This is a genomic window from Rathayibacter sp. AY1F2 (genome assembly GCF_002930885.1).
GTDB lineage: Bacteria > Actinomycetota > Actinomycetes > Actinomycetales > Microbacteriaceae > Rathayibacter.
The window spans coordinates 115,685-137,916 of record NZ_PSVG01000009.1 but is presented as its reverse complement, the minus strand read 5'-3'; the positions used below and the strand labels follow the sequence as shown (position 1 = coordinate 137,916).

Below are 22,232 nucleotides of genomic sequence, written 5' to 3'. Positions count from 1 at the left end.
CCCCCGCCCCCGCCCCACCGCGAACCGCTCGACGACCCCCGCCTCCGACCGCTTCCGCGACTTCATCGCGTCCGGCTGGGCCGAGCGGGAGGAGCCGCTGCCTGCTCCGCGCGAGCAGGCGTCCTTCGCCGCCTCCCGCCGCGAGCGCCTCTCCGCGCTGCACACCGGCGTGCGCATCGTCATCCCGGCGGGCCGCCTCAAGCAGCGCGCGAACGACACCGACTACCCGTTCCGTGCGCACTCGGCCTTCACCTGGCTCACCGGCTGGGGCTCCGACTCCGAGCCCGGCGCGGTGCTCGTCCTCGAGCCCGCCGGGTCCGGCCACAGCGCGACGCTCTACTTCCGCGAGCGCGCGGGCCGCGACTCCGACGAGTTCTACGCCAACCCCGAGATCGGCGAGTTCTGGATCGGGCCGCGTCCGTCGCTCGCGCAGGTCGCGAGCGATCTCGGCCTCGCCACCCGCGGGATCGCCGAGCTCGACGCGGTCCTCGACGCGCACGACGGCGTCCCCCTCGCCGTGCTCCGCGAGGCCGACCCGGCGGTGACCGGCCGTCTCGACGCGGTCGAGGCCGACGAGCGGGCGGACCGCGACGCGGCGCTCGAGCGCGACATCGCCGAGCTCCGCCTGGTCAAGGACGCCTACGAGATCGCCGAGCTGCGCGCCGCCGTCGACGCGACGGGCCGCGGCTTCGAGGACGTCCTCTCCGACCTGCCGCGCATCATCGCCCACGAGAAGGGCGAGCGCCTGATCGAGGGCGTCTTCAACGGACGCGCGCGCGCCGACGGCAACGCGGTCGGCTACGACACCATCGCCGCGGCGGGCCCCCACGCCTGCATCCTGCACTGGACGCGCAACGACGGGCCGGTGCGCCCCGGCCAGCTGGTGCTGCTGGACGCCGGCGTCGAGCAGGACAGCTACTACACCGCCGACATCACCCGCACCTTCCCGGTGGACGGCCGCTACACGGACGCCCAGCGCCGGGTGCACGAGACGGTGCGGGAGGCGGCCGACGCCGCGTTCGCGATCGTCCGCCCCGGCATCCGCTTCCGCGAGGTTCACGCCGCGGCGATGGCCGTCATCGCGCGGCGCACCGCCGAGTGGGGCCTGCTGCCGGTCAGCGCCGAGGAGGCGCTCGAGGCCGACAACCAGCAGCACCGCCGCTACATGGTCCACGGCACCAGCCACCACCTCGGACTCGACGTGCACGACTGCGCCCGCGCACGGCGCGAGATGTACCTCGACGGACTGGTCGAGGAGGGCATGGTCTTCACCATCGAGCCCGGCCTCTACTTCCAGCCCGACGACCTCACGGTCCCGGAGGAGCTGCGCGGCATCGGCGTCCGGATCGAGGACGACGTGCTCGTCACCTCCGACGGCGCCGAGAACCTCTCGGCCGGCATCCCGCGCTCGGCCGACGACATCGAGGCGTGGATGGCCCGACTGGCCCGCTGAGGCCGGTCGCCCGCGGGGAGCCCCGGCCGCTCAGGCGGCGACGGGCAGCGCGAACTCCCCGCGGGCGGCGGCGAGCGCCAGCCCGTCGAGCAGCGTCGCCAGCTGACCGGCGGGAGCGTCCGGGTCCTCGGGATGCCACTGCACACCCACGAGGGGGGCCGCGACGTGCTCGACGGCCTCGATCACGCCGTCCTCCGCCCGGGCGACGACTCGCAGCCCCGGAGCGAGCAGGTCGACCGCCTGGTGGTGCGCGCTCTGCACCGCGAGCGCCTCGGATCCGAAGAGCCCGCCGAGCACGGAGCCCGCCGCGAGCCCGACCTCGTGCCGGTGCATGCGCTGGTGAGCGGGAGCCGCCGCGTTGACGTGCTCCGCCTCCGGACCCAGGTCCTGCACCAGCGTGCCGCCGAGCGCGACGTTGACGATCTGCAGGCCGCGGCAGATGCCCAGCAGCGGGGTCCGGCGGGCCAGTGCCCGGTGCACCAGCGCGATCTGGGCGGCGTCGGCGCGCTCCGCGTGGGGACCCTCGGCAGGGTAGCCGCGGTCGGCGCCGTACTGCTCGGGAGCGATGTCCTCGCCGCCCGCGAGGACGAGGGCATCCGCCCCCGCCGTGCGCGCCAGCAGCTCCTCCGTGCCCAGCTCCTCGGCGGCGAAGCGCTCCGCCCGCCAGCCGCGCTCGTGCGCGAGGGCGAGGATGCGGCCGTTCAGGATCTGCACGTAGGCGTGGTACTCCTCGCGGCCCGGTCGCACGCGGGCGACCTCGACGATGGCGAGCGAGCGGGTCATGACTCCATCCTGGGCACGCCGCCGCCGCTGGTCGAACCGCCGTGTCACGCGGTGTCACACTCCGGCCGTACGATCACGGAGTGACCTCGCCGAGCCCGTCCCTCCCGGAGCGCGTGCAGCAGGCGCGCTCCGAGGTCTCCGTCCTCGCCGGGACCACTCCCGAGCGCCGGGTCCGACCGCTGCGCGAGGCCGTCGAGCACGTCGCCGCCGGCGGCTCCCCCGATCCCGGCGCCCTGCTCGACGCGGTCGACTCGCTGGTCGGGCTCGTGACCCGCGCCGAGGTGCAGCTGAGCGGCGTCGAGCGCTCCGTGCGGGACGACCTGGAGCGGGCCGCCACCCTCTCGGACCTGCGCACCTCGGCGCAGCTCGCCTCCGCCGCCGACGTGGCCGTCGCGTGCGCCGCGGCACGGTCGCTCCTCCTCGACGCCGACGACGCCCGGTCGGCCGGCGCCCGCCACGATCCGGCCGCGCTGCTGGTCCTGCTGCTCGACGCCGACTCCGCTCTGGACGCCGTCGTCTCCGGGTACCGCGAGCCGCGAGCCCAGGCCGAGCGCCAGCTCCTCCTGTTCGAGGCGGCGCGCACCGCGGCCCGGCTCGGTGCCGAGTCGGTGCTGCTCCTGGCCGCCGTGCACGGCGAGCGCATCACCGCGGCACCCCGGATCCTCGCGGAGGAGACACTCGGGCAGCTGGACACCGCGGTGCGCCGTGCGGCAGGCGATCCGGCCGGCGCTCTGGACGAGGCCCGCGCCGCCGCCGACCGCGCCCGCTCCGCGCTCGACGAGGCCCTGGTCGACCTCGACGGCGCACCCCCGTCGCTCCGCCCAGCAGCCGTCCCCGGAGGCCTGCCCGCGGCCTGAGCACGCAGGCACCCGGCACCGGCGCGCGTGCCATAGTGAGGGACATGGCCTCCTTCCTCGTCGTCCCCCAGTGGCAGGGCTCGGCGTCGACGCGCGCGATGCGCCTCGTCGACGGAGCCGAGGCGATCCGGGGCGATCTGCCCTCCTCCGCCACCACGACCCTCGACATCCCCGCCGAGGCGGGCGACGCCCAGGACACAGGCATCCGCCGCTACGCCTCGGTCGCCACCGTCGCCGAGCGGGTGCGCGAGGCCCTCTCGGGCCGCACCGATCCCGTGATCACGATCGGCGGCGACTGCGGCGTCGAGTTCGCGGCGATCGGGCACGCCGTACGCTCGGCACCGGGTCCGGTCGCGCTGGTCTGGCTCGACGCCCACCCGGACGCGCACTCTCCCGAGTCCTCCCCCAGCGGCGCCTTCTGCGGCATGGTCCTCTCGGCCGCGCTGGGCCGCGGCGTCGGCCTCCTGAGCGCGGGCGCCGAGGAGCGGGTGGCCGACGAGCGCGTCGTCCTCGCCGGTGTCCGCTCCGCCGACGACGGCGAGCTCGAGCCGCTGGTCGAGCGGGGGGCCGCGGTGCTGACCGCGGACGCCCTCGACCCGGAGTCGCTCGTCGCGGCGGTCGAGGCGACCGGTGCCGCCTCCGTCTACGTGCACCTCGACCTGGACGTGCTCGACCCCGCCGACCTCGCCGGGCTGTTCGACCCCGTGCCCTTCGGCGTGCCCGCCTCGCGCCTCGTCGCGAGCCTCGACGCCCTCCGGTCCCGCTTCCCGCTCGCGGGCGCCGGCGTCACCTCGTTCGCCCCGTCGTCGCCGACGGCGGCCGAGGACGACCTGCCCACGATCCTCCGCCTCCTCGGCGCTCTGTCCCGCGGGGCCTGAGAGAGCCCTGCCATCGGCGCGCAAGCCCGAGCGCGTGTCGGCGGCACCCGGCAAGATGGTCGGACGCGACCGAGCGGAGGAACGATGAGCGACGAGAGACCGCGCGTGCGCACCGAGCGGCGCGGGACCGTGCTCGCGATCGTGCTGGACCGGCCCGAGAAGCGCAACGCCGCCGATCTGCGGCTGCTCGCGGAGCTGGCGTCCGCGTACGGCGAGCTCGACCGCGACCCGGAGCTGCGCGCCGGCGTCGTCCTCGCCGAGGGCGGGCACTTCACGGCCGGGCTCGACCTCGCCGACATCGGGCCCCGCCTGGGCTCCGACGGCCTCGACTTCGTGCCCGAGGGCGGTCTCGACCCCTGGGGCCTGCGCACCCGCCCCGTGAGCAAGCCGGTGGTCATCGGCCTCCAGGGCACCTGCCTCACGCTCGGCGTCGAGCTCGCGCTCGCGAGCGACGTCGTCCTCGCCGAGCGGTCCACCCGCTTCGGCCAGATCGAGGTCGCCCGCGGCATCCTGCCCTTCGGCGGAGCGACGCTGCGCTTCCCCCGCGCCGTCGGCTGGGGCGACGCGATGCGCTGGATCCTCACCGGCGACCTCTTCGACGCCGAGGAGGCCCACCGCATCGGCCTCGTGCAGCAGGTCGTCCCCGACGGGACGGTCGCCGAGGCGGCCTGGGGTCTGGCCGCCCGGATCGCCGCGCAGGCGCCGCTCGCCGTGCAGGCCGCCCTGGCCAGTGCCCGGCTCGCGGTCGCCGCGTCCGACGCCGAGGCCGCGGCCGCGCTCCCCGGGGCGCTCGCGCGTCTCGCGGCGTCCGAGGACGCGCGCATCGGCACCGAGGCCTTCCTCCAGCGCACGACGGCGGAGTTCACCGGACGATGAGCGACGAGAGCACCACCGTCACGGCGCCCGGCGGCTCCTCCCTCGAGGCGCAGCAGGAGCGGGCCGCGCAGCAGCTCGAGATCCGGCTCCGCTACGGCGACCAGGTGTGGGAGCTGCGCGAGGTCGACCACTTCGCCGTCTTCTCCCGCCGCAGCACCGCACGGCGCGCCGGGCGCGTCCTCGTGGCCTCCGGCTTCCAGATCGCGATCTCGCGGCTGAGGCTGAGGCAGGTCCTCGTCGCGAGCCACCACGCCGCGGTCGACGCGGAGTCGACCACCGCGTTCCTCCGCCAGGTGATCGAGGCGGTCGAGAGCCACGGCGGCCGCTACGACGGCTGGCGGGCCGAGATCGTGCCGGCGCATTGAGCGCCGGACACCCACACACGACGGGGCTCGACGCCTCCGAGAACCCCAGGGAGACAGCATGAGCAGCACGACGGACGAGTTCGACGTCATCGTCATCGGAGCAGGGCCGGTGGGCGAGAACCTCGCGGACCGCGCGGTCCAGGGCGGCCTCACCGCGGCCGTCGTCGAGAGCGAGCTCGTCGGGGGCGAGTGCTCCTACTGGGCGTGCATGCCCTCGAAGGCGCTGCTGCGGCCGCCGATGGCGCTCCGCGCCGCCCGTGATCTCCCCGGCGCGGCGCAGGCGGTGAGCGGAGGAGTCGACGTGCCCGCGCTCCTGGCCCGCCGCGACTCCTTCACCAGCCACTTCGACGACCACGGCCAGGTGCAGTGGCTCGAGGGCGCCGGCATCGAGCTCGTCCGCGGGCACGGCCGCCTGAGCGGCGAGCGCGAGGTGACCGTGACCGGACCCGACGGCGAGGTGCGCGTGCTCCGCGCCCGCTCCGCCGTCGCCGTCGCGACCGGCACCACCGCCGTCGTCCCCGACATCCCGGGCCTGCGCGCGGCATCCCCCTGGACGAGCCGCGAGGCCACCTCGGCCGAGGAGGTGCCGCCGCGCCTCGTCGTCATCGGCGGCGGAGTCGTCGCGACCGAGATGGCGACCGCCTACGCCGGCATGGGCTCCTCCGTCACGCTCGTCGCCCGCAGCGGACTCCTCGCGCCGTTCGAGCCCTTCGCCGGCGAGCTCGTCGGCTCGGCGCTCCAGGAGCTCGGCGTCGACCTGCGCCTCGGCGACTCGCCCGTCTCGGTCGAGCGCCGGTCCGACGGCACCGTGGCGGTGACGCTCGAGGGCGGCGACGTCATCGAGGCCGACCAGGTGCTCGCCGCGACCGGCCGCGCCCCGCACACCCGCGACGTCGGCCTCGAGACGGTGGGCCTCGAGCCCGGCTCCTCGCTGACGGTCGACGACACGATGCTCGTGCTGGGCGGCGACGGTGCTCCCCTCGGCGGCGGGCGTCCGTGGCTCTACGGGGTCGGCGACGTGAACCACCGCGCACTGCTCACGCACCAGGGCAAGTACCAGGCCCGTGCGGCCGGCGACGTGATCGTCGCGCGCGCCACCGGTGCCGAGGTCCACGACGCCCCCTGGGGAGCGCACGTCGCGACCGCGGACCACGAGGCCGTGCCGCAGGTCGTCTTCACCGACCCCGAGGTCGCGTCGGTCGGCCTGACCGCCGCGGCCGCCGAGAAGGCCGGCTACCGCACCCGCGTCGTCGACTACGAGATCGGCTCGGTCGCCGGCGCCGCCCTCGCCGCCGACGGCTACACGGGCACCGCGCGGATGGTCGTGGACGAGGACCGGAAGGTCGTCCTCGGCGTCTCCTTCGTCGGCAAGGAGGTCGGAGAGCTGATCCACTCCGCGACGATCGCCGTCGTCGGCGAGGTGCCGCTCTCGCGCCTCTGGCACGCGGTCCCCTCCTATCCGACGATCAGCGAGGTCTGGCTGCGGCTGCTCGAGACCTACGGACGCGACAGCGCGTGAGCGCGCTCCGTCGAGCCGTCGCGACGGTGGCCCTGGATCCGGCGATCACCCGGCCGGGCTACCTCTTCGCGTGCGCGGTCGGCCTCGCCTGGGGCGCGCTGTGGAGCACGGGCCCGATCCGGCGCAGCCACGGCCTCGTCGTCTTCACCGGTCTGCCCTCCTGGGCGTTCGGCCGCGGGGGGTCCTGCGTCGGCACGAGCTACCTCACGGGCACCAACGTCTCCGACAGCGTCCTCGACCACGAGGCCGTGCACAAGGAGCAGTGGCGGCTCTACGGGATGTGGTTCCCGTTCGCGTACACGGTGGCGGGTCGCGATCCGCTGCGCAATCGATTCGAGATCGAAGCCGGTCTCGAGAAGGGCGGATATCTCCGTGGTCACTGACATGACGGGGCGCGTCGTCGTCCTCACCGGAGCGAGCTCCGGCATCGGCCGGGTCGCGGCCGGAGCGCTGGCGTCCGCCGGTGCCCACGTGGCCGTGGTCGGGCGGAACCCCGAGCGCACCCGCGCGGTCGCCGCCGACGTGGGAGGGGACGCGTTCCTGGCCGACTTCGACCGGCTCGACGACGTCCGCGCCCTGGCCGACGGCCTCCTCGAGCGCTACGAGCGGATCGACGTGCTGGCGAACAACGCGGGCGGGCTCGTCTCCCACCGCGCCGAGACGGTCGACGGCCACGAGCGGACGATCCAGAGCAACCATCTCGCGCCGTTCCTGCTCACGCGGCTCCTGCTCCCGCGGATGATCGAGACCTCGAGGGAGCGGGCCGGCGTCCGCGTCGTCTCCACTGCGAGCCTCGCGAACCGCTTCGGTCGCCTGAGGCTCGACGACCTCGACAACCGCCGGGGTCCGTGGCTCGGCGGCTGGCGGGCGTACGGCACGTCGAAGCTGGTGACGATCCTCTTCATCCGCGAGCTGGCGGAGCGGCTGCTGACGACGTCGGTCGACGCGTACTCGTTCCACCCGGGCGTCGTCTCGACGAGCTTCGGTGCCGACAGCACGATGATGAAGCTGATGACGAGCCTCTCGGTCGGCTCCTTCGGCATCTCCGCCGAGGCGGGTGCGGTGCCGCTGATCACCCTCGCCTCCGAGCCCGACGTCGGCGCCGCCAGCGGCACCTACTTCGACCAGCTGACGCCGCACGGCTCCCTGAACCCCCAGGCCCGCGACCGCGCTCTCGCCCACGACCTCTGGACCCTCTCCAGCCGCCTCGTGGGCGTCTCCCCCACCCTGTAGCCGCTGCCGCTCCCCGCCGCCGCCGACTCGGCGCGGGGCGGCGCGGAGCACCCGGCGCGCTCGCCGGGAGGATCTCGACACACCCTCTCCGAGGGCTGCCCGATCAGCAGGTCTGTGCGCGGTCGCCCGACTCGGTGTGTGCCCGCGAGCTTCTCGATCAGCCGCGAGATCGGTCGGGGTGGATCTCGATACTCCCTCTCCGAGGGCTGCTCGATCAGCATGTCCGGGCGCGATCGCCCGACTCGCCGGGCACCCGAGGACCGCTCGATCACGCGCGAAATCCGTCGGAGTGGATCTCGAGATGCCCTCTGCGAGATCCACTCGATCAGCATCGTCCTCCGCGGTCGCACCTCCAGCCCGCCGTCCCCCGCGGTCGCGCCCCCGGCGCGCCGCATCCTCTGCGGTCGCGCCCCTGGCGCGCCGTCCCCCTTGCGGTCGCGCCTCCGGCGCGCCGTCCCCCGCGGTCGCGCCTCCGGCGCGCCGACCCTCTACGAGCAGTGCCCGGAGCGTCGCAGGGCGTCGTTCTGCAAGGCGGAGGAGGAAGCGATACCGGCGGTATCGCGCCCGACGACAACACCGCAGAACGTCGCCCTGCGGCGCTCCGGGTCAGTTGGACTCTTGGCGGCCGAGGCGCCAGTACCCCATGAACGCCACCCGCTTCCGGTCGAGTCCGAGCTCGGTGACGAGGCAGCGGCGGATCAGCTTCACGGCGCCGGCTTCTCCGGCGATCCAGGCGTAGAGGCCGGGGTCGGTGCTCTCGTCGGGGACCTCCCAGAGCATCTCGTGGTCGACGTCGATGTCGCTGACGTCGACGCCGCGGTGGTGGGCGGTGAGGAAGCGGGTGGCCCAGGCGCGGACCGCGTCGCCGAGGGCCGCTCCGGGGGCTGCCGCGTCGGCGCGGACGATCCAGGTGACGTGGACGCCGGCGGGGTGGCGGAGCGGGAGGCGGTCGTGGGCGGTGGGGACCTCGAGGAACGCGGCTCCGGTGGCGTCGTCGTCGAGGCTCTCGAGGATCGCGGCGATGGCGGGGACGGCCGTCTCGTCGCCGGCGAGGAGGAGGGAGGTGGCGGCGCCGGGGTGGAACTCGACTCCGCCGCCGGGGAGGTCGGAGCGCGTGTCGGGCGCGATGATGACGATCTGGTCGCCGGCGCGGGCGCTCTCGACCCAGGCGGAGGCCGGTCCGGTGTCGCCGTGGGCGGCGAAGTCGATGTCGACCTCGGCGTCCTCGGGGCGGACGGCGCGGATGGTGTAGGTGCGGAGCGGGTTCCGGAGCTCGTCGGGGAGCTGTCGCCAGCGGCCGTACCAGTCGGGGTCGAGTCCGTCGGGTCCGTCGGGGTCCGAGACGGAGGCGAGGAAGGCGGGGGCGTCGGAGGCGGCGGTGGGGACGACGAGCTTGATGCGCTGGTCGGGGCCGGTGCAGCCGACGTGGTCGAGGCCGGTGCCGGTGAGGGTCACGCGGATGAAGTGCGGGGCGATCCGGGTCGCTGCGGCGACGGTCGCGAGGTACGGCCGGTAGGCCGGTCGGGCGGGGGCGGCGGTCGTCGGAGGCATCGCCTCAGTCTCGCACAGAAGGTAAGCCTTGCCTAACACTCAGCCGGGACGCCCGGCGGAGGGTCAGCGCGCGGCGTGCTCGGCGGAGGTGCGCAGGCGCGCCTCGACGTCGGCGGCGAGCTCGGCGACGACGGGGCCGGCCCCGCCGATCCAGGCGCAGAAGTCGTGGCGGCCGTCGGCCCACGGGTAGTCGCCGTCGACGACCGACATCTCGCCGACCCAGGCCCGGACCGCGCGGTCGAGTGCGACTCCGCGGGAGCATCGCTCACCGGTGCCGGGGGCGCCCGAGCGCTCGGAGCGGCCGAGCCAGGTGACGCAGACCCGTCCGGGGGCGGCGAGCGGCGGCAGTCCGCGCGCGTCGTCGACCTCGACGAAGACCTGGCCGCGGGCGTTCGCGGGGAGGGCGTCGAGGATGCTCTGGATCCACGGCACGACGGTCTCGTCGCCCGCGATCAGGAACTGCTTCACGTCGACCGGCGCGGAGCCGTCGCGGTCCTCGAACATGCACATCGTGTTCGAGTATAGGCAAGGCTTACCTCAGTGACCAGAGCCGGACCCTGACCATCCGCCGTGCGGCCGCGCCCGGACCCGTCACCACTGCAGCCTCCCCCGTCACCACTGCGGCGGGTGCCGCCTCTGCCAGCGCGCCCGCCGCTCGAGCTGCGCGCCGATCGCCAGCAGTGTCGCCTCGCCGCCGGGTCGCCCGATCAGCTGGACTCCCATCGGCAGGCCCTCCTCCGTGGTGCTCAGCGGAAGGGTGATCGCGGGGAGGCCGCTCACGTTCACGAAGGACGTGTACGGCGTGTAGAGGCACTGCTGCTCGAAATTGCGCTCGGGATCATCGAGGTCGTACCAGCCGACGGGACGCGGCGTCATCGCCAGCGACGGCGTCAGGACCGCGTCGACGCCGGAGAACGCCGCGATCACCGCGCGCTCGTAGCCCGAGAGCCAGGACGCCGCCTCGACGATCTCGCGGGCGGAGCGCCGGCGTCCCTCCTCCACCAGCCAGCGGGTCAGCGGCTCCAGCAGATCGAGGTCCGCGCCCTCGACGGGCAGGGTCGCCGCGCCGCTCTGCCACAGCGTCCGGAACGCGGCGGGGTACGGGGCGCTCGGGGGCAGCGACGCCTCCTCGAGCCCGTGGCCGAGGGCGGCCAGCGCGGCGATCCCCTCGTCCAGCGCGGCGCGCGCCTCCGGAGCGAGAGCGATCTCGTACTCCTCGTCCCAGGGCGAGTCCGTCAGCACGCCGATCTGGAAGCGCCCCTCTCCGCGCACCGCGGCGCCGAGGAACGAGCCGTCGCCGTCGCCGGGCGCGCCGAGCGACCAGCGCTGCGGGAGGCGGCCGTTCGTCCGCTCCAGCATGCCCTCGAGCAGGAGGCCCGCGTCGGCGACCGAGCGGGTGATCGGCCCGGCGACCGTCAGGCCGCCGACCCCGCCGATGCCGGAGAGCGCGGCGACGCGTCCGCGGGAGGGCTTCAGTCCTACCAGGCCGCAGGCCGCGGCGGGGATGCGGATGGACCCGCCGCCGTCCGAGGCGGGGGCGAACGGCAGCAGTCCCGCGGCGACGGCGACCGCTGCTCCTCCGCTGGATCCGCCGGCCCCGAGGCGGGTGTCCCAGGGCGTGACGGCGGGCGGGCTGATCCGAGTCTCGGTGTAGGAGGGCATCCCGAACTCGGGCGCCGCGGTCTTGCCGAGGCTGACCGCTCCCGCCGCGTCGAGCACCTCGACGATCTCGTCGGAGGCGGTGGGCACGTGGTGCTCGCGCAGCCGGGATCCGAATGCGGTCCGCACGCCCGCGCGCCGCCAGAGGTCCTTGTCGCCGCTCGGCAGGCCCCAGAGCGGAGCGGTGCCGGGCCCGGTGCCGAGCGATGATGCCCGCTCCCGCGCCCGATCGGCGGTCACCGTGGCGAAGGCGCCCAGCTCCCCGTTCCAGCGCTCGATCCGGGCGAGGTAGTGCTCGGCGAGCTCGAGAGGCGTGACCTCTCCGCGCTGCAGCCAGTCCCACTGCTCCTGGGCGCTGAGGTGGTGGAGTTCGAACATGGAACGACCCTATTCCGCCGCTCCGGGGAGCCGGCGGAACAGGGTCGTGGGGGTCAGGCCGCGCGGCGGCCGCTCTCGCTCGCCTCGTCGATGCCCTTCCGGGCGCCGTCGGGCACCACGGTGTCGCGGTCGATGCGGGCGCCGGTCGCGATCACGGCCGAGCGTCCGATGCGGGAGTAGCTCCCGATCCGCGCCCCCGGTCCGATGATCGCCTCGGGCCCGACGTGCACGTTCGCGCCGATGAAGGCGCTGTGCCCGATCATGGCGTCGCGGTCGACCCAGCTGCCCGCGCCGATCCAGGCGCGCTCGCCCACGGTCGCGCCGGGCTCCACGTAGGCGCCGGTCTCCACGTACGCGGTCGCCGAGACGCGCGATCCGGGAGCGACCATGCCGCGTCCGTTCGCGTGGCGGCGGTAGACGATCTCGTCGTCACTGCCGCGCGCCCCTCGACCCTTGTTCATCCCTGTTCCTGCCATCTGCCTCTGGCTCCTCCGAGCTGTCCGGTGGGCGGGGCGCCGAGCCCCGTCCCGTCATCGGTAGACAACAGCGGCGAGCGCCCGCGCATTCCCCGTTCGGGGGGCGCTGGCGCGGGGTGGAGGCGGGGCGGCGGGCGGAGCGGAGAGCGGGCGTCGGAGCGGACCCGCGCGGGCGTCCCCGGAGGATCACTCCACCGCGTCGGCGACCGCGGTCACGACCACACGGAACCGGTCCGGCGCCTCGCGGATCCGTCGCCGGAGGAGGACCCCGGCGAGCGCCGACGAGGCGGGTGCGGCGACCAGCTCGCACTCGACCCGGGCCCCCTCCTCGTCCGCCAGGACCCGCCACTGCTCGACGCCGAGCACGGGGAGCCGGCGCTCGAGCCCGCTCCCCCGCCGCTCGTAGGCGCCGTCGGCGGCGAGGACGTCCGCGAGGGCGGCGAGCACAGGGGCGGGGTCGGCGTGGAGGACGGAGGCGAGGGCGAGGATGCTGCGCACGGCGGCAGTCTCGCACGCCCCCGCGTCAGGAGCGGGCGTCGAGGACGCGCCGGAGCCAGTCGAACGACGCCTTGGGCACGCGGTCCCGGCTGCGCGTGTCGACGGCCACGAGCCCGTGCGGGCGGCTGTAGCCGTGCTGCCACTCGAACGCGTCGACCAGGGTCCAGAGCTGCACGGCCTCCACCGGCAGTCCGTCGTGGACGGCCTCGGCGAGAGCGGCCAGGTGCGCCCCGAGCCAGCGGATCCGCTCCGTGTCGACGATCGCACCCTCGCGATCGGGCTCGTCGGGGTAGCTCGCGCCGAGCGCGGTCACCACCAGCGGCGGCAGGGCGTCGCCGTAGCGCTCCACGAGGGACCGCAGCACCGAGACCACAGCCCAGGGTGCGACCGGCGAGCCGTCGCCCGTGCGGTCCAGCTCCGGCCAGGGCGCCGTGTGGAAGGGGAGCGCGGGAGGAGCGCCCACCCCGGTCGGCAGCGCCGGGTCGCGGCCCGACACGATCCGCAGCGGCGGCAGCGGCGCGACCGCGTAGAAGTCGAGCGGAGCCGAGATGCGCGCGAGGTCGATCGGATCCGCCTGCGCGAGGGCGCCGAGGAACGGCGGCAGCTCCTCCGGTCCGACCGGGTAGGACCCGGTCAGCACGGCGTCGGCCACCAGGCGGTTCCGCAGGATGTCCGCCAGGGAGGCGAAGGCGCGGTCCCGGTCGTCGTCGGAGGCGGGCTCGACCGGCGCGAGCGCGTCGACGAGGCCGATCCTCCCGGTCACCTCCGCCGCTCGCAGCGCCTCCAGCGCCACGCCGTGCCCGAGGAGCTGGTGGTGCAGCGCCGGCAGGGCGCTGAACAGCCGGCCGGCGCCCGGCGCCTGCCGCGCGAGCGCGTAGCCCTCGAGCATCACCGTCGACGGCTGGTCGAGGGTGATCCAGTCGGCGACCCGGTCGCCGAACCGCCCGCCGAGCTCGAAGGCGAGATCACCGAAGCGGAACGCGGTGTCGCGGTTCATCCAGCCGCCGCTGAGCGCCGACGGGGTGTCGCGGTGGTGCAGGGTCAGCGCGACCCGGATCCCCGTCTCGGCGAGCCCGTCGAGCAGGCGGTCGTAGAAGCCGAGCCCTCCGCGGTCGATCGGCCCGCGGCCGTCGGGCTGCAGCCGGGGCCACGAGACCGAGAGCCGGAGCTCGTCGACGCCGAGATCGACCAGCAGCGCGAGGTCCTCGCGCCAGCGCAGGAGGAAGTCCGTCGCGATCTCGGGAGTGGCCTCCTCGGCGATCGTCCCCCGTCGCAGCGCGAAGTCGTCCCACACCGACCGGCCCCGGCCGCCCGTCTCGAGGGAGCCCTCCGTCTGGAAGGCGCTCTGCGCCAGTCCGATGCGCAGGCCCGGCGGCAGGAGCCCGCCCAGCTCGCGCGGATCGTCGAAGCGCGCGGCCTCGACGCGCACCTCCCGCCGATCGCGCCCGCGGGCCTCGTCTTCGCGCATTCCACTGTCCTCCGGATCTGATCGACGGGTATATTCTCGCGGAAGCGCTCTCCCGGATCTCCCCGACTCCCCCGACCGGCTGAGACGCCTCCTCCGGATGGTGTACATCCGGGAACAGTGGTGCGGCGTGCTTGACAGCTCCCCCCTGCCCCCGTGCAATGGACGCATCGTGAAATCGGGCGTCGACGTGGCAGTACCGGGGGGTTCACCGGTCGTGCCGGTGCCCCGACTCCGCCGATCCCCGCGGCGCACGGCCGCCCTGCTGCTGGTGCTCCTCGCGGCCGTCGCCTCCGTCTCCGGGCTGGCCGCTCCGGCCGCGCAGGCCGCCGCTCTCGCGATCACCGCTCCCTCCTCCGGCGCGGTCCTCAGCACGGGAGCGACGACGGTCACCGGCACGGCGACGGCCGGGGACCAGGTGCAGATCGGGCTCCGCGGCGGCGGCGACCCCCTCTGCATCACCACCGCGGGCCCCGACGGCGGCTGGAGCTGCGCCGTCTCCCTCGACGACGGGCCAGCGACCCTGGTCGCGGTGGAGCTCCTCGCCGGCGGCGGGACCACCTCGGCCGCTGTCCCGATCGCCGTCCTCAGCGCCCCCGTCATCGAGTCGGTCGACGGCTCGGCGACCTCCGCGGGCTCGGTCCGCGGCACGGCCTACCCCGGCGCGAGCGTCGCCGCGGTCTCGAACGGCGGCGCCGCGTGCCTGGCCACCGCCGACTCCGGCGGCGCATGGTTCTGCCAGCTCGCCCCCACTCCGGCGCCGGGCAGCTACCGCGTCACCGCGACGCAGACCGCCTCCTTCGCCGGCAGCGCCGCCTCGCCGGCCAGCGCGCCGGTGACCCTCGTGGTCGACACCGCTGCTCCTGCCGCCCCCGCCCTCACCTCGCCGTCGAACGGCGCCGCCCTGCCGCTCAGCGGCGCGTCCTACTCCGGGACGGGCGTGGACGGCACTCGCGCCTACGTGTACGTGGACCGGGTCAACACCTGCGACGCGGCGGTCAGCGGAGGCGCCTGGAGCTGCACCGGCGGCACGATCACGGCGGGCGCGCATCGGGTCTCCGCCATCGCCGGCGACAGCGCCGGCAACTACAGCCCGCCGAGCCCCTGGATCGACGTGACCTTCGCGGCGGCGACGACCGCTCCCACCGGCACGCCCAGCGCGACGACGCCGGCCGCCCCCGGAGCCGCGCCCAGTGCGCCCGGGGCCGCCGCGTCTCCCGCTCCGAGCAGCGCGGCGCCGACCGCGTCCCCGTCGCCCGTCCGCCCCGGAGAGGCCGCGCCCGCGCCCGAGGACGAGCCGACCGCCGAGCCCACCGCAGCACCGGTCCCGGCTCCCGACCAGGACGGCGGTGACGTGCCGCCGCAGCCCGCCCCCGACGCCGGATCGGAGCCGGGCGGCTGGAGCGCGGCGACCGGGATGACCACCGCGCTGTCCGCCGGATCGCCCGTCGTCTCGATGGCCGACTGGATGCGCTCCCTCGCCCTCGCTCTGCTCTCGCTCGCCCTGGTCGTCGTGCCGGCCCGCCTCGCCGCGGCCGGGCGCGCGCCCCGCGCCGAGCGCAGCTGGCACCTCACGGGCCGCAACCGCGCCGCCGTCGAGTACGACGACAAGCCGGACACCGGTCCCGCCTCGCCGCGCCTGATGGTCGTCGGGATGATCGGCTGCGCAGCCGGCCTCGTCCTGCTCTCGGGACGCGTCGACGGCCAGCCCGCCTACCTGCGCCTGCTGATCGCCGTCATCGTGGCCGTCGCCGTGGTCAACGCGGTCGCCGCCGCCGTCCCCGCGCTGGTCGGCCGACGGATCGGCGTCAGCGGGATCGGCGTCGTCGCCGCTCCGCGCGCGCTGCTCCTGGTCGCGGCGGCCGCTCTCGTCTCGCGCTTCGCGGGACTGGACCCGGCGCTCCTCTTCGGCGTGGTGATCGGCCTCGTCCTCCCCGAGGGCGCGTCCGCCGTCGACCGCGCGAAGCTCTCCACCGTCCGCGTCGTCTCGCTGCTGGGTCTCGCCGGACTCGCCTGGGGCGCCTCCGCCGTGGTCCCGCCCGACGGCTCGTTCGGCTCCGTGCTCGCCGCGGAGGTGCTCAGCGCGACCACGCTGATCTCGGTCGGCTCGAGCGTGGTGCTGCTGTTCCCGGTCGGGCGCCCCGCCGGCCGCAGCATCCTGCGCTGGTCCCCGCTGCTCTGGCTCGGGCTCACGCTCCTCGCGACGACCGTGCTGTTCGTGCTGCTCACCCCGACCATCGCGTCCTGGTCGACCGACGGCGGAGCGGGTCCGGTGCTCTTCGCCGTCGTCGCCTTCAGCGCGGTGTGCACGTCGATCTGGGCCTGGCGGCGCTTCGTCGAGTCGGAGTAGCCGGCCTCGGCCGCCCGCTCAGCCGATCGAGACGGGCCGGTCGAGGTCGTCGCCCGGCAGCACGTCGGCCACGGCGCCGACGGTCAGCTCGCGCAGCGTCGCGATGCCGCCGTAGACGCCGAGGAACGCGGTGTCGGCCGCGTCGCGTCCCGTCGCGATCCGCACGAGGCTCGACCGAGGAGCGAGCGTCGTCGCGTCGACCGCCCGCCACTCCCCCTCGATCCAGGCCTCCGCGACCGCGTGGAAGTCCATCGGCTGCAGTCCCGGCGCGTACACGGCCGCCAGTCGAGCGGGCACGTCCAGCGCCCGGAGGAGGGCGACGACGAGGTGCGCGAAGTCGCGGCAGACGCCGCGGCGGGCGAGCAGCGTCCGCTCGGCCCCGTCCGTCGGAAGGCTCGAGCCGGGGACGTACGCCAGCCGCGTGCCGACCCAGGAGCTCACCGCGTGCAGGAGGTCCGCCCCGGACAGGCCGGCGAACTCGGCCCGGGCCGTCGCCCACAGCACGTCCGACTCGGCGTAGCGGCTCGGCCGCAGGTACCGCAGCCGGTCCACCTCGTCGCCCTCGAGCGGAGCGAGGCGTCCCAGGACGCGCGCGGAGTAGTCCACGACGAGGTGCCCGACCGGCGCGTCGAGCACGTGCAGCCGGGTGCCGTGCTGGTCGATCACCTCGCGAGCGGCGAGCGGGCGGCCGTCGACGGTGAGCGTCAGCGACTCCTCCGCCCCGTACGCGTCGGCCACCGCGATCGACAGGACGAGGGCGGCCGGAGCCGCGACGTCGAGGGTCAGGTGGGCCGAGACGTCGCGCTGCATGGGGCTCTTCTCCGGGGCGTGGCGGGTGGGGGTCAGGCGCCCTGCTCGCCCTTCGGCGGCGGGGTGGGGGCGGCGTCCGGCTCCTGCACGAGCTGCAGCCCGCCGGACGAGTTCGCCGAGACGGTCAGCAGGTCGATCCAGGTGCGGTTGATCGAGGGGACCCGTCCGCCGAAGTACTTGAAGTAGAGGGGCACGGAGGGGTCGAGCCAGATGCTCGAGCGGCCGTCACCGACCGCGGGGTCGTCCCGCCAGGAGAAGAAGAAGCTCTCGCGGCGGCGCAGCTTGTTGGCGATGACGATCTGGACGTGCGTGAGCGTGCGGTCGTCGAACTCGATCTCGACTCCCGAGGCTCCGTAGAGCAGCTTCCCCATGGGGGCCTCCCGGCCGCCCGTCGCCGGGCGGTGCATGACGGTGCCCGCGGGCACGAGAAGCGGGACCGTTCCGGCGCCCGCCGTGGACCGGGCGGCTCGCATCCGGACGCGGGCGCCCGGGCTCGGAACCGCCCGGTGACGACTCTAGGCGAGGCGGCGCGGGCGCGCGGGATCCTCGTCCGATTCCCGAACACCGGGCTCCTCCGGCCGGAAGGACGACCGGTCCGGAGGCGCGCCCGGCGCCCTGCCGGATCCGGGCGAGACGCGCCGGGGCACTGCCGCGCGCATGTCGGAGGTCGGACGTACGGTACCCGCATGATCGAATGCGCACTCTGCGGAACCGACGCCGTCGTCCTCGACCGCTCCGGCGGCCGCGACACCGAGGAGGAGCTCGTCGTGCTCTGCGCCGACTGCACCCCGGGCGAGATCACCCAGGCCCTCGAGGCCGGGCTGCTCGAGCCCGCTCGACGCAGCGCGCACGCCCGCGCCGCCTAGAGAGCGGCACGTCGGACGGAGTGCCCCCACTGGGACTCGAACCCAGACTGAGACGATTTTAAGTCGTCTGCCTCTGCCGATTGGGCTATGGGGGCGACCACCGGGAGGAGCGACCCTCCCGGCGGCGGTGTCAGGACTTGGCGGGCTCGCCGCCGACCGGGACCGGAGCACCGGCCTGGCCGGGGATCTGCGCCGGGGCCTGCGCGGCCGGAGCCTCGGCGGCAGGGGCCGCCGGACGCGGACGCGACGCGTAGGTCTCGAAGGAGCCGCGGGGGTACTCGCGGGCCTCGATCGAGGCGATGTCGCGGCCGAGCCAGAGGTTGTTCCACCAGCCCCAGACCACGCGGAACTTGCGCTCCCACGAGGGCATGGCGAGACCGTGGTAGCCGCGGTGCATCACCCAGGCGGGGAAGCCCTTCACGGCGATCTTGCCGGACTGGAACACGCCGATGCCGATGCCCAGGCCCGCGACCGCGCCGAGGTTCTTGTGCACGTAGTCGACCGGCTCCTCGCCGCGGAGCACCGCGGTGATGTTCTTGGCCATGAGCTTGCCCTGGCGGACGGCGTGCTGGGCGTTCGGCACGCAGAAGCCGCCGACGCCGCCGCCGGTGAGGTCGGGGACGGCCGTCGCGTCGCCGGCGCCCCAGGCGCCCTCGACGAGCACGTCGTCGTGGCCGACGCGGAGGTCGGCGCGCACGCGCAGGCGGCCGCGCTCCTCGATGGGCAGGTCGGAGTTCTTGATCGACGGGTTCGCCATGACGCCCGCGGTCCAGATGATGAGGTCCGACTCGAAGCTCTCGCCCGTCGACAGCTGGATGACGCCGTTCTCGGCCGACTTGAGCTGCGTGTCGAGGTGCACGGTGGCGCCGCGCTGGTCGAGGTTCTTCAGCACCCAGTGGCTCGTCTCGAGGGCGACCTCGGGCATGATCCGGCCCATCGCCTCGATGAGGTGGAACTGCGTCTCCTCGAAGTCGATCTCGGGGTAGCGCTTGAGCAGCGCGCTCGCGAAGGAGCGCAGCTCGGCGAAGACCTCGATGCCCGCGAACCCGCCGCCGACGACCGTGACGGTCAGCAGGCGCGAGCGCTCGGGGCCGGCGGGCAGCGACGCGGCCTTGTCGAAGTTCGTGAGCATGCGGTCGCGGATCGCGGTCGCCTCCTCGATCGTCTTCAGGCCGATCGCGTTGTCGGCGACGCCCGGGATCGGGAAGGTGCGCGAGACGGAGCCGGCGGTGACGACGATCTGGTCGTACTCGAACTCGTAGGGCTCGCCCACGGTCGGGGTGATCGTCGCGGTGCGGTTCGCGTGGTCGATCTTCGTCACCTTGGCGGCGAGGATCGCGGTCTTCGTGAGGTGGCGGCGGAGCGAGACGATCGCGTGGCGCGGCTCGATCGACCCCGCGGCGACCTCGGGGAGGAAGGGCAGGTACGCCATGTAGGGCAGCGGGTCGACGATCGTGACCTCTGCCTCGTGCGGGCGGAGCTGCTTCTCGAGCTTCCACGCGGTGTAGAAGCCGGCGTAGCCGCCTCCGACGATCAGGATTCTGGGCACGGTTGACTCTCCAAGAGGGATGGACAATGCGAACACCCTCACGCAATGCGAAGTGCCCGCTCTCGATGCGGTGGGCAGCACTGACCCCGACTGGGAATCAGCTTAGCGAAGAGCGCGCCGGTGGTGGCGCCTCCGTGGCTCCGGTAGGAGCGGCTACGCGTCGAGCGGCCTGCAGGCGCAGCGCTCGGGAGACCAGTCGGCGCGGGCCAGGGCCAGATCGCCGATCGGATTGACGCCGGGGCCCGCCGCGAGGGCGTGCGCGGCGAGGGCGTGGAGGCACTTCACCCGCGAGGGCATGCCCCCGGAGGAGATGCCCGCGATCTCGGGGACGGAGCCGACGCTCTCGCGGTCGGCCAGGAACGCCCGGTGCGCAGCGGCGTACGCCTCGCGCAGCTCCTCGTCCTCGGCGAGCATCGCGTTGTACTCGACCATGACCTGGGTGGCCTCGAGCTGCGAGATCGCGGCCGTCGCGGCGGGGTGGGTCAGGTAGTAGAAGGTGGGGAACGGCGTGCCGTCGGACAGGCGGGGGCTCGTGGAGACCACCGTCGGGTCGCCGCAGACGCAGCGGGCGCTGATCCCGACGACGTCCCGGGCGGGACGGCCCAGCTGGGCGGAGACGACCGCGATGTCGCGCTCGGACGGCGGATCGAAGGGGGGCGTGGTCACGGGGGCTCCAGAGGACGGACGGCCGGGAGGACGCTCCAGTGTACGCGGGGCCGGGCGGGACCGACGGGGTCGGGCGGGAGCTACGGAGTCGGTGTCAGCTCATCGGCGGTCGGCTCGCCGAGGCCCGAGACCGCGATCGAGGACAGCAGGGATCCGGCCCAGTCGCTCGGGGTCTCCTGCACCGTGTCGCTCGCGGGCTGCTGCGCCTGCTGGGCGAGCGTCACGTCGTCGAGCACGAGGTAGCTCACCTCGCCGGGTATCACGAAGTACAGCCGCTCGCGGGCCTGCGCGCGGATGAACGCCGGGTCGGACCAGCGGGTGCGCTGCTCGTCGAGGTTCTGCGCCTGGGTCTTGGCCGCGTCGACCGAGCGCTGCAGCTCGGCGATCTCGGCGCGCTGCTCGACGAAGTTCTTGATGCTCGGGGCGAGCACGACCACCGCGAGGATCATGATCCCCATCACCAGCAGCGTGAAGCCGGAGCCGCGGACGCCGGCGATCCACGCGGACGAGGGCGGGGCGGACGGGCCATGGGCGGGTGCCTCCTCGATCGCGGCGGGGGAAGTGGAGCGGCCCCGGCGCCCGCACCGAGGTGCTGGGCTCCGGGGCCGCTCCGGCGTGCCGAGACTACGCGGAGAAGCGCGGGAAGGCGGAGCGACCCGCGTAGGTCGCCGCACCTCCCAGGATCTCCTCGATGCGCAGCAGCTGGTTGTACTTCGCGACGCGGTCCGAGCGGGCCGGGGCGCCGGTCTTGATCTGGCCGCCGTCCACCGCGACCGCGAGGTCGGCGATGGTGGTGTCCTCGGTCTCGCCGGAGCGGTGCGAGAGGATCGCGGTCATGCCGTTGCGCTGGGCCAGGGCCACGGCGTCGAGCGTCTCGGTGAGCGTGCCGATCTGGTTCACCTTGACCAGGATCGAGTTGCCGGCCTTCTCGGCGATGCCGCGGGCGAGGCGCACCGGGTTGGTGACGTACAGGTCGTCTCCGACGAGCTGCACCTTGTCGCCGATGGCCGCGGTGAGGTGGGTCCAGCCGGCCCAGTCGTCCTCGTCCAGCGGGTCCTCGATCGAGACCAGCGGGTAGTTGGCGACGAGGTCGGCGTAGTAGGAGGAGAGCTCCTCGGCCGAGAGCTTCTTGCCCTCGAACGTGTAGGCGCCGTCCTCGTAGAACTCCGAGGAGGCGACGTCGAGCGCGAGCCCGATGTCCTTGCCGGGGGTGAAGCCGGCGGCCTCGACGGCCTTGAGGATGAAGTCGAGCGCCTCGCGGTTGGTGGGCAGGTCGGGGGCGAAGCCGCCCTCGTCGCCGAGGCCGGTGGCGAAGCCGGCCTTCTTCAGCTGCGCCTTGAGCGCGTGGTAGATCTCGACGCCCCAGCGCAGGCCCTCGGAGAAGGACTCGGCGCCCAGCGGGACGGCCATGAACTCCTGGATGTCGACGCCGGTGTCGGCGTGCGCGCCTCCGTTGATGATGTTCATCAGCGGCACGGGCAGGGTGTGCGCGTTCGGGCCGCCGACGTAGCGGAACAGGTCGAGGTCCGACGACTGCGCGGCGGCCTTGGCCACGGCGAGGCTGACGCCGAGGATCGCGTTCGCGCCCAGGCGGGACTTGTTCTCGGTGCCGTCGAGCTCGATCAGCTCGGCGTCGACGAGGCGCTGGTCGGTGGCGTCGAAGCCCTCGATGGCCGGGCCGATCTCGTCGATGACGGCGTCGACGGCCTTCTGCACGCCCTTGCCGAGGTAGCGGTCGGAGTCGCCGTCGCGGAGCTCGTACGCCTCGAACGCGCCCGTGGAGGCGCCGGACGGGACGGCCGCTCGCGAGGACGCGCCGTCCTCGAGCAGGACCTCGACCTCGACCGTGGGGTTGCCACGGGAGTCCAGAATTTCTCGGGCGACGACTGCCTCGATAAGGGCCACAACTATCTCCTCTTGACGGGTGGGCTCCCGGAGACGGGAGCGGTCGGGAAGGAGTCTACTGACCGCCTCCGAAGCGCAGGAGACCGCGGCCGGTC

General features: G+C 74.5%; 23 protein-coding genes and 1 tRNA gene. 10 read left to right on the top strand and 14 right to left on the bottom strand.

Annotated features, from left to right (window positions below; genetic code table 11):
* Positions 1–1,453 (top strand): aminopeptidase P family protein (locus C5C54_RS09465; RefSeq protein WP_104288229.1); only part of this gene is annotated, 1,453 nt, incomplete at its 5' end.
* Between the two features lie 30 nt (positions 1,454–1,483).
* Here the strand turns inward: C5C54_RS09465 and C5C54_RS09460 are convergent.
* Positions 1,484–2,236, bottom strand: a complete 753-nt coding sequence (locus C5C54_RS09460; protein ID WP_104248220.1) for a gamma-glutamyl-gamma-aminobutyrate hydrolase family protein — start codon at positions 2,234–2,236, stop codon at positions 1,484–1,486.
* Between the two features lie 80 nt (positions 2,237–2,316).
* Between C5C54_RS09460 and C5C54_RS09455 the strand changes: the two genes are divergently transcribed.
* The 7 genes from C5C54_RS09455 to C5C54_RS09425 all read left to right on the top strand — a co-directional run bounded on the left by C5C54_RS09455 (position 2,317) and on the right by C5C54_RS09425 (position 7,964).
* Positions 2,317–3,093 (top strand): hypothetical protein, encoded by a 777-nt coding sequence (locus tag C5C54_RS09455; protein ID WP_104239623.1) that lies wholly within the window; start codon positions 2,317–2,319, stop codon positions 3,091–3,093.
* Positions 3,094–3,137: 44 nt separating this feature from the next.
* Positions 3,138–3,971, top strand: a complete 834-nt coding sequence (locus tag C5C54_RS09450; protein WP_104288228.1) for an arginase family protein — start codon at positions 3,138–3,140, stop codon at positions 3,969–3,971.
* A gap of 84 nt (positions 3,972–4,055) precedes the next feature.
* Positions 4,056–4,847: a crotonase/enoyl-CoA hydratase family protein gene (locus C5C54_RS09445; protein ID WP_104288227.1), complete on the top strand. Its 792-nt coding sequence runs from the start codon at positions 4,056–4,058 to the stop codon at positions 4,845–4,847.
* Complete coding sequence (locus C5C54_RS09440) at positions 4,844–5,212, top strand: ribonuclease E inhibitor RraB (RefSeq protein WP_104256200.1); 369 nt, start codon at positions 4,844–4,846, stop codon at positions 5,210–5,212. Before C5C54_RS09445 ends, C5C54_RS09440 begins: the two co-directional genes overlap by 4 nt.
* 58 nt (positions 5,213–5,270) lie before the next feature.
* Positions 5,271–6,731, top strand: a complete 1,461-nt coding sequence (locus C5C54_RS09435; protein ID WP_104288226.1) for an NAD(P)/FAD-dependent oxidoreductase — start codon at positions 5,271–5,273, stop codon at positions 6,729–6,731.
* The gene (locus tag C5C54_RS09430; RefSeq protein WP_104288225.1) at positions 6,728–7,114 is read left to right on the top strand and encodes a Fe-S oxidoreductase; all 387 of its coding nucleotides are present in this window, start codon (positions 6,728–6,730) and stop codon (positions 7,112–7,114) included. Before C5C54_RS09435 ends, C5C54_RS09430 begins: the two co-directional genes overlap by 4 nt.
* The gene (locus C5C54_RS09425; protein ID WP_258063284.1) at positions 7,104–7,964 is read left to right on the top strand and encodes an SDR family NAD(P)-dependent oxidoreductase; all 861 of its coding nucleotides are present in this window, start codon (positions 7,104–7,106) and stop codon (positions 7,962–7,964) included. The genes C5C54_RS09430 and C5C54_RS09425 overlap by 11 nt, the downstream gene beginning before the upstream one ends.
* A 606-nt stretch (positions 7,965–8,570) precedes the next feature.
* Here C5C54_RS09425 and C5C54_RS09420 read toward each other — a convergent pair.
* The 6 genes from C5C54_RS09420 to C5C54_RS09395 form a co-directional block, all read right to left on the bottom strand.
* Positions 8,571–9,515, bottom strand: a complete 945-nt coding sequence (locus C5C54_RS09420; protein ID WP_104256203.1) for a siderophore-interacting protein — start codon at positions 9,513–9,515, stop codon at positions 8,571–8,573.
* Between the two features lie 63 nt (positions 9,516–9,578).
* Positions 9,579–10,025, bottom strand: coding sequence for an SIP domain-containing protein (locus tag C5C54_RS09415; RefSeq protein ID WP_104227425.1), 447 nt, complete (start codon positions 10,023–10,025; stop codon positions 9,579–9,581).
* A 102-nt stretch (positions 10,026–10,127) separates the two neighbouring features.
* Positions 10,128–11,552: an amidase gene (locus C5C54_RS09410; protein ID WP_104288223.1), complete on the bottom strand. Its 1,425-nt coding sequence runs from the start codon at positions 11,550–11,552 to the stop codon at positions 10,128–10,130.
* Positions 11,553–11,605: 53 nt separating this feature from the next.
* Positions 11,606–12,013 carry a transferase gene (locus tag C5C54_RS09405; protein ID WP_104334124.1) on the bottom strand — a complete coding sequence of 136 codons (408 nt, stop codon included), beginning with the start codon at positions 12,011–12,013 and terminating at the stop codon, positions 11,606–11,608.
* A 201-nt stretch (positions 12,014–12,214) separates the two neighbouring features.
* Positions 12,215–12,526, bottom strand: coding sequence for a hypothetical protein (locus C5C54_RS09400; protein ID WP_104283850.1), 312 nt, complete (start codon positions 12,524–12,526; stop codon positions 12,215–12,217).
* A 25-nt stretch (positions 12,527–12,551) separates the two neighbouring features.
* On the bottom strand, positions 12,552–13,994 hold the full coding sequence (locus C5C54_RS09395; protein WP_181127869.1) for a glycoside hydrolase family 1 protein: 1,443 nt from the start codon (positions 13,992–13,994) through the stop codon (positions 12,552–12,554).
* Positions 13,995–14,214: 220 nt separating this feature from the next.
* Between C5C54_RS09395 and C5C54_RS09390 the strand changes: the two genes are divergently transcribed.
* Positions 14,215–16,341, top strand: coding sequence for a hypothetical protein (locus tag C5C54_RS09390; protein ID WP_181074630.1), 2,127 nt, complete (start codon positions 14,215–14,217; stop codon positions 16,339–16,341).
* An 18-nt stretch (positions 16,342–16,359) separates the two neighbouring features.
* Here C5C54_RS09390 and C5C54_RS09385 read toward each other — a convergent pair whose 3' ends face one another.
* Together C5C54_RS09385 and C5C54_RS09380 are read right to left on the bottom strand one after the other, a co-directional pair.
* Positions 16,360–17,151 carry a transglutaminase family protein gene (locus C5C54_RS09385; protein WP_104227429.1) on the bottom strand — a complete coding sequence of 264 codons (792 nt, stop codon included), beginning with the start codon at positions 17,149–17,151 and terminating at the stop codon, positions 16,360–16,362.
* A gap of 32 nt (positions 17,152–17,183) precedes the next feature.
* Positions 17,184–17,522, bottom strand: coding sequence for an ATP-dependent DNA ligase (locus tag C5C54_RS09380; protein ID WP_068211888.1), 339 nt, complete (start codon positions 17,520–17,522; stop codon positions 17,184–17,186).
* Between the two features lie 315 nt (positions 17,523–17,837).
* Between C5C54_RS09380 and C5C54_RS09375 the strand changes: the two genes are divergently transcribed.
* Entirely contained in the window at positions 17,838–18,017 is a 180-nt protein-coding gene (locus tag C5C54_RS09375) for a hypothetical protein (protein WP_104225020.1), read from the top strand.
* 21 nt (positions 18,018–18,038) lie between these two features.
* Here the strand turns inward: C5C54_RS09375 and C5C54_RS09370 are convergent.
* From C5C54_RS09370 to eno, 5 genes are all read right to left on the bottom strand, one after another.
* A tRNA-Leu gene (locus tag C5C54_RS09370) sits at positions 18,039–18,112 on the bottom strand.
* A gap of 35 nt (positions 18,113–18,147) precedes the next feature.
* The gene (locus C5C54_RS09365) at positions 18,148–19,566 is read right to left on the bottom strand and encodes an NAD(P)/FAD-dependent oxidoreductase (RefSeq protein WP_104288220.1); all 1,419 of its coding nucleotides are present in this window, start codon (positions 19,564–19,566) and stop codon (positions 18,148–18,150) included.
* Positions 19,567–19,719: 153 nt separating this feature from the next.
* Positions 19,720–20,232: a DUF501 domain-containing protein gene (locus C5C54_RS09360; RefSeq protein WP_104227430.1), complete on the bottom strand. Its 513-nt coding sequence runs from the start codon at positions 20,230–20,232 to the stop codon at positions 19,720–19,722.
* An 80-nt stretch (positions 20,233–20,312) separates the two neighbouring features.
* Positions 20,313–20,690, bottom strand: coding sequence for a septum formation initiator family protein (locus C5C54_RS09355; RefSeq protein ID WP_146078815.1), 378 nt, complete (start codon positions 20,688–20,690; stop codon positions 20,313–20,315).
* Positions 20,691–20,856: 166 nt separating this feature from the next.
* Positions 20,857–22,137, bottom strand: a complete 1,281-nt coding sequence (gene eno, locus C5C54_RS09350) for a phosphopyruvate hydratase (protein ID WP_104222361.1) — start codon at positions 22,135–22,137, stop codon at positions 20,857–20,859.
* Between the last annotated feature and the right edge of the window lie 95 nt (positions 22,138–22,232).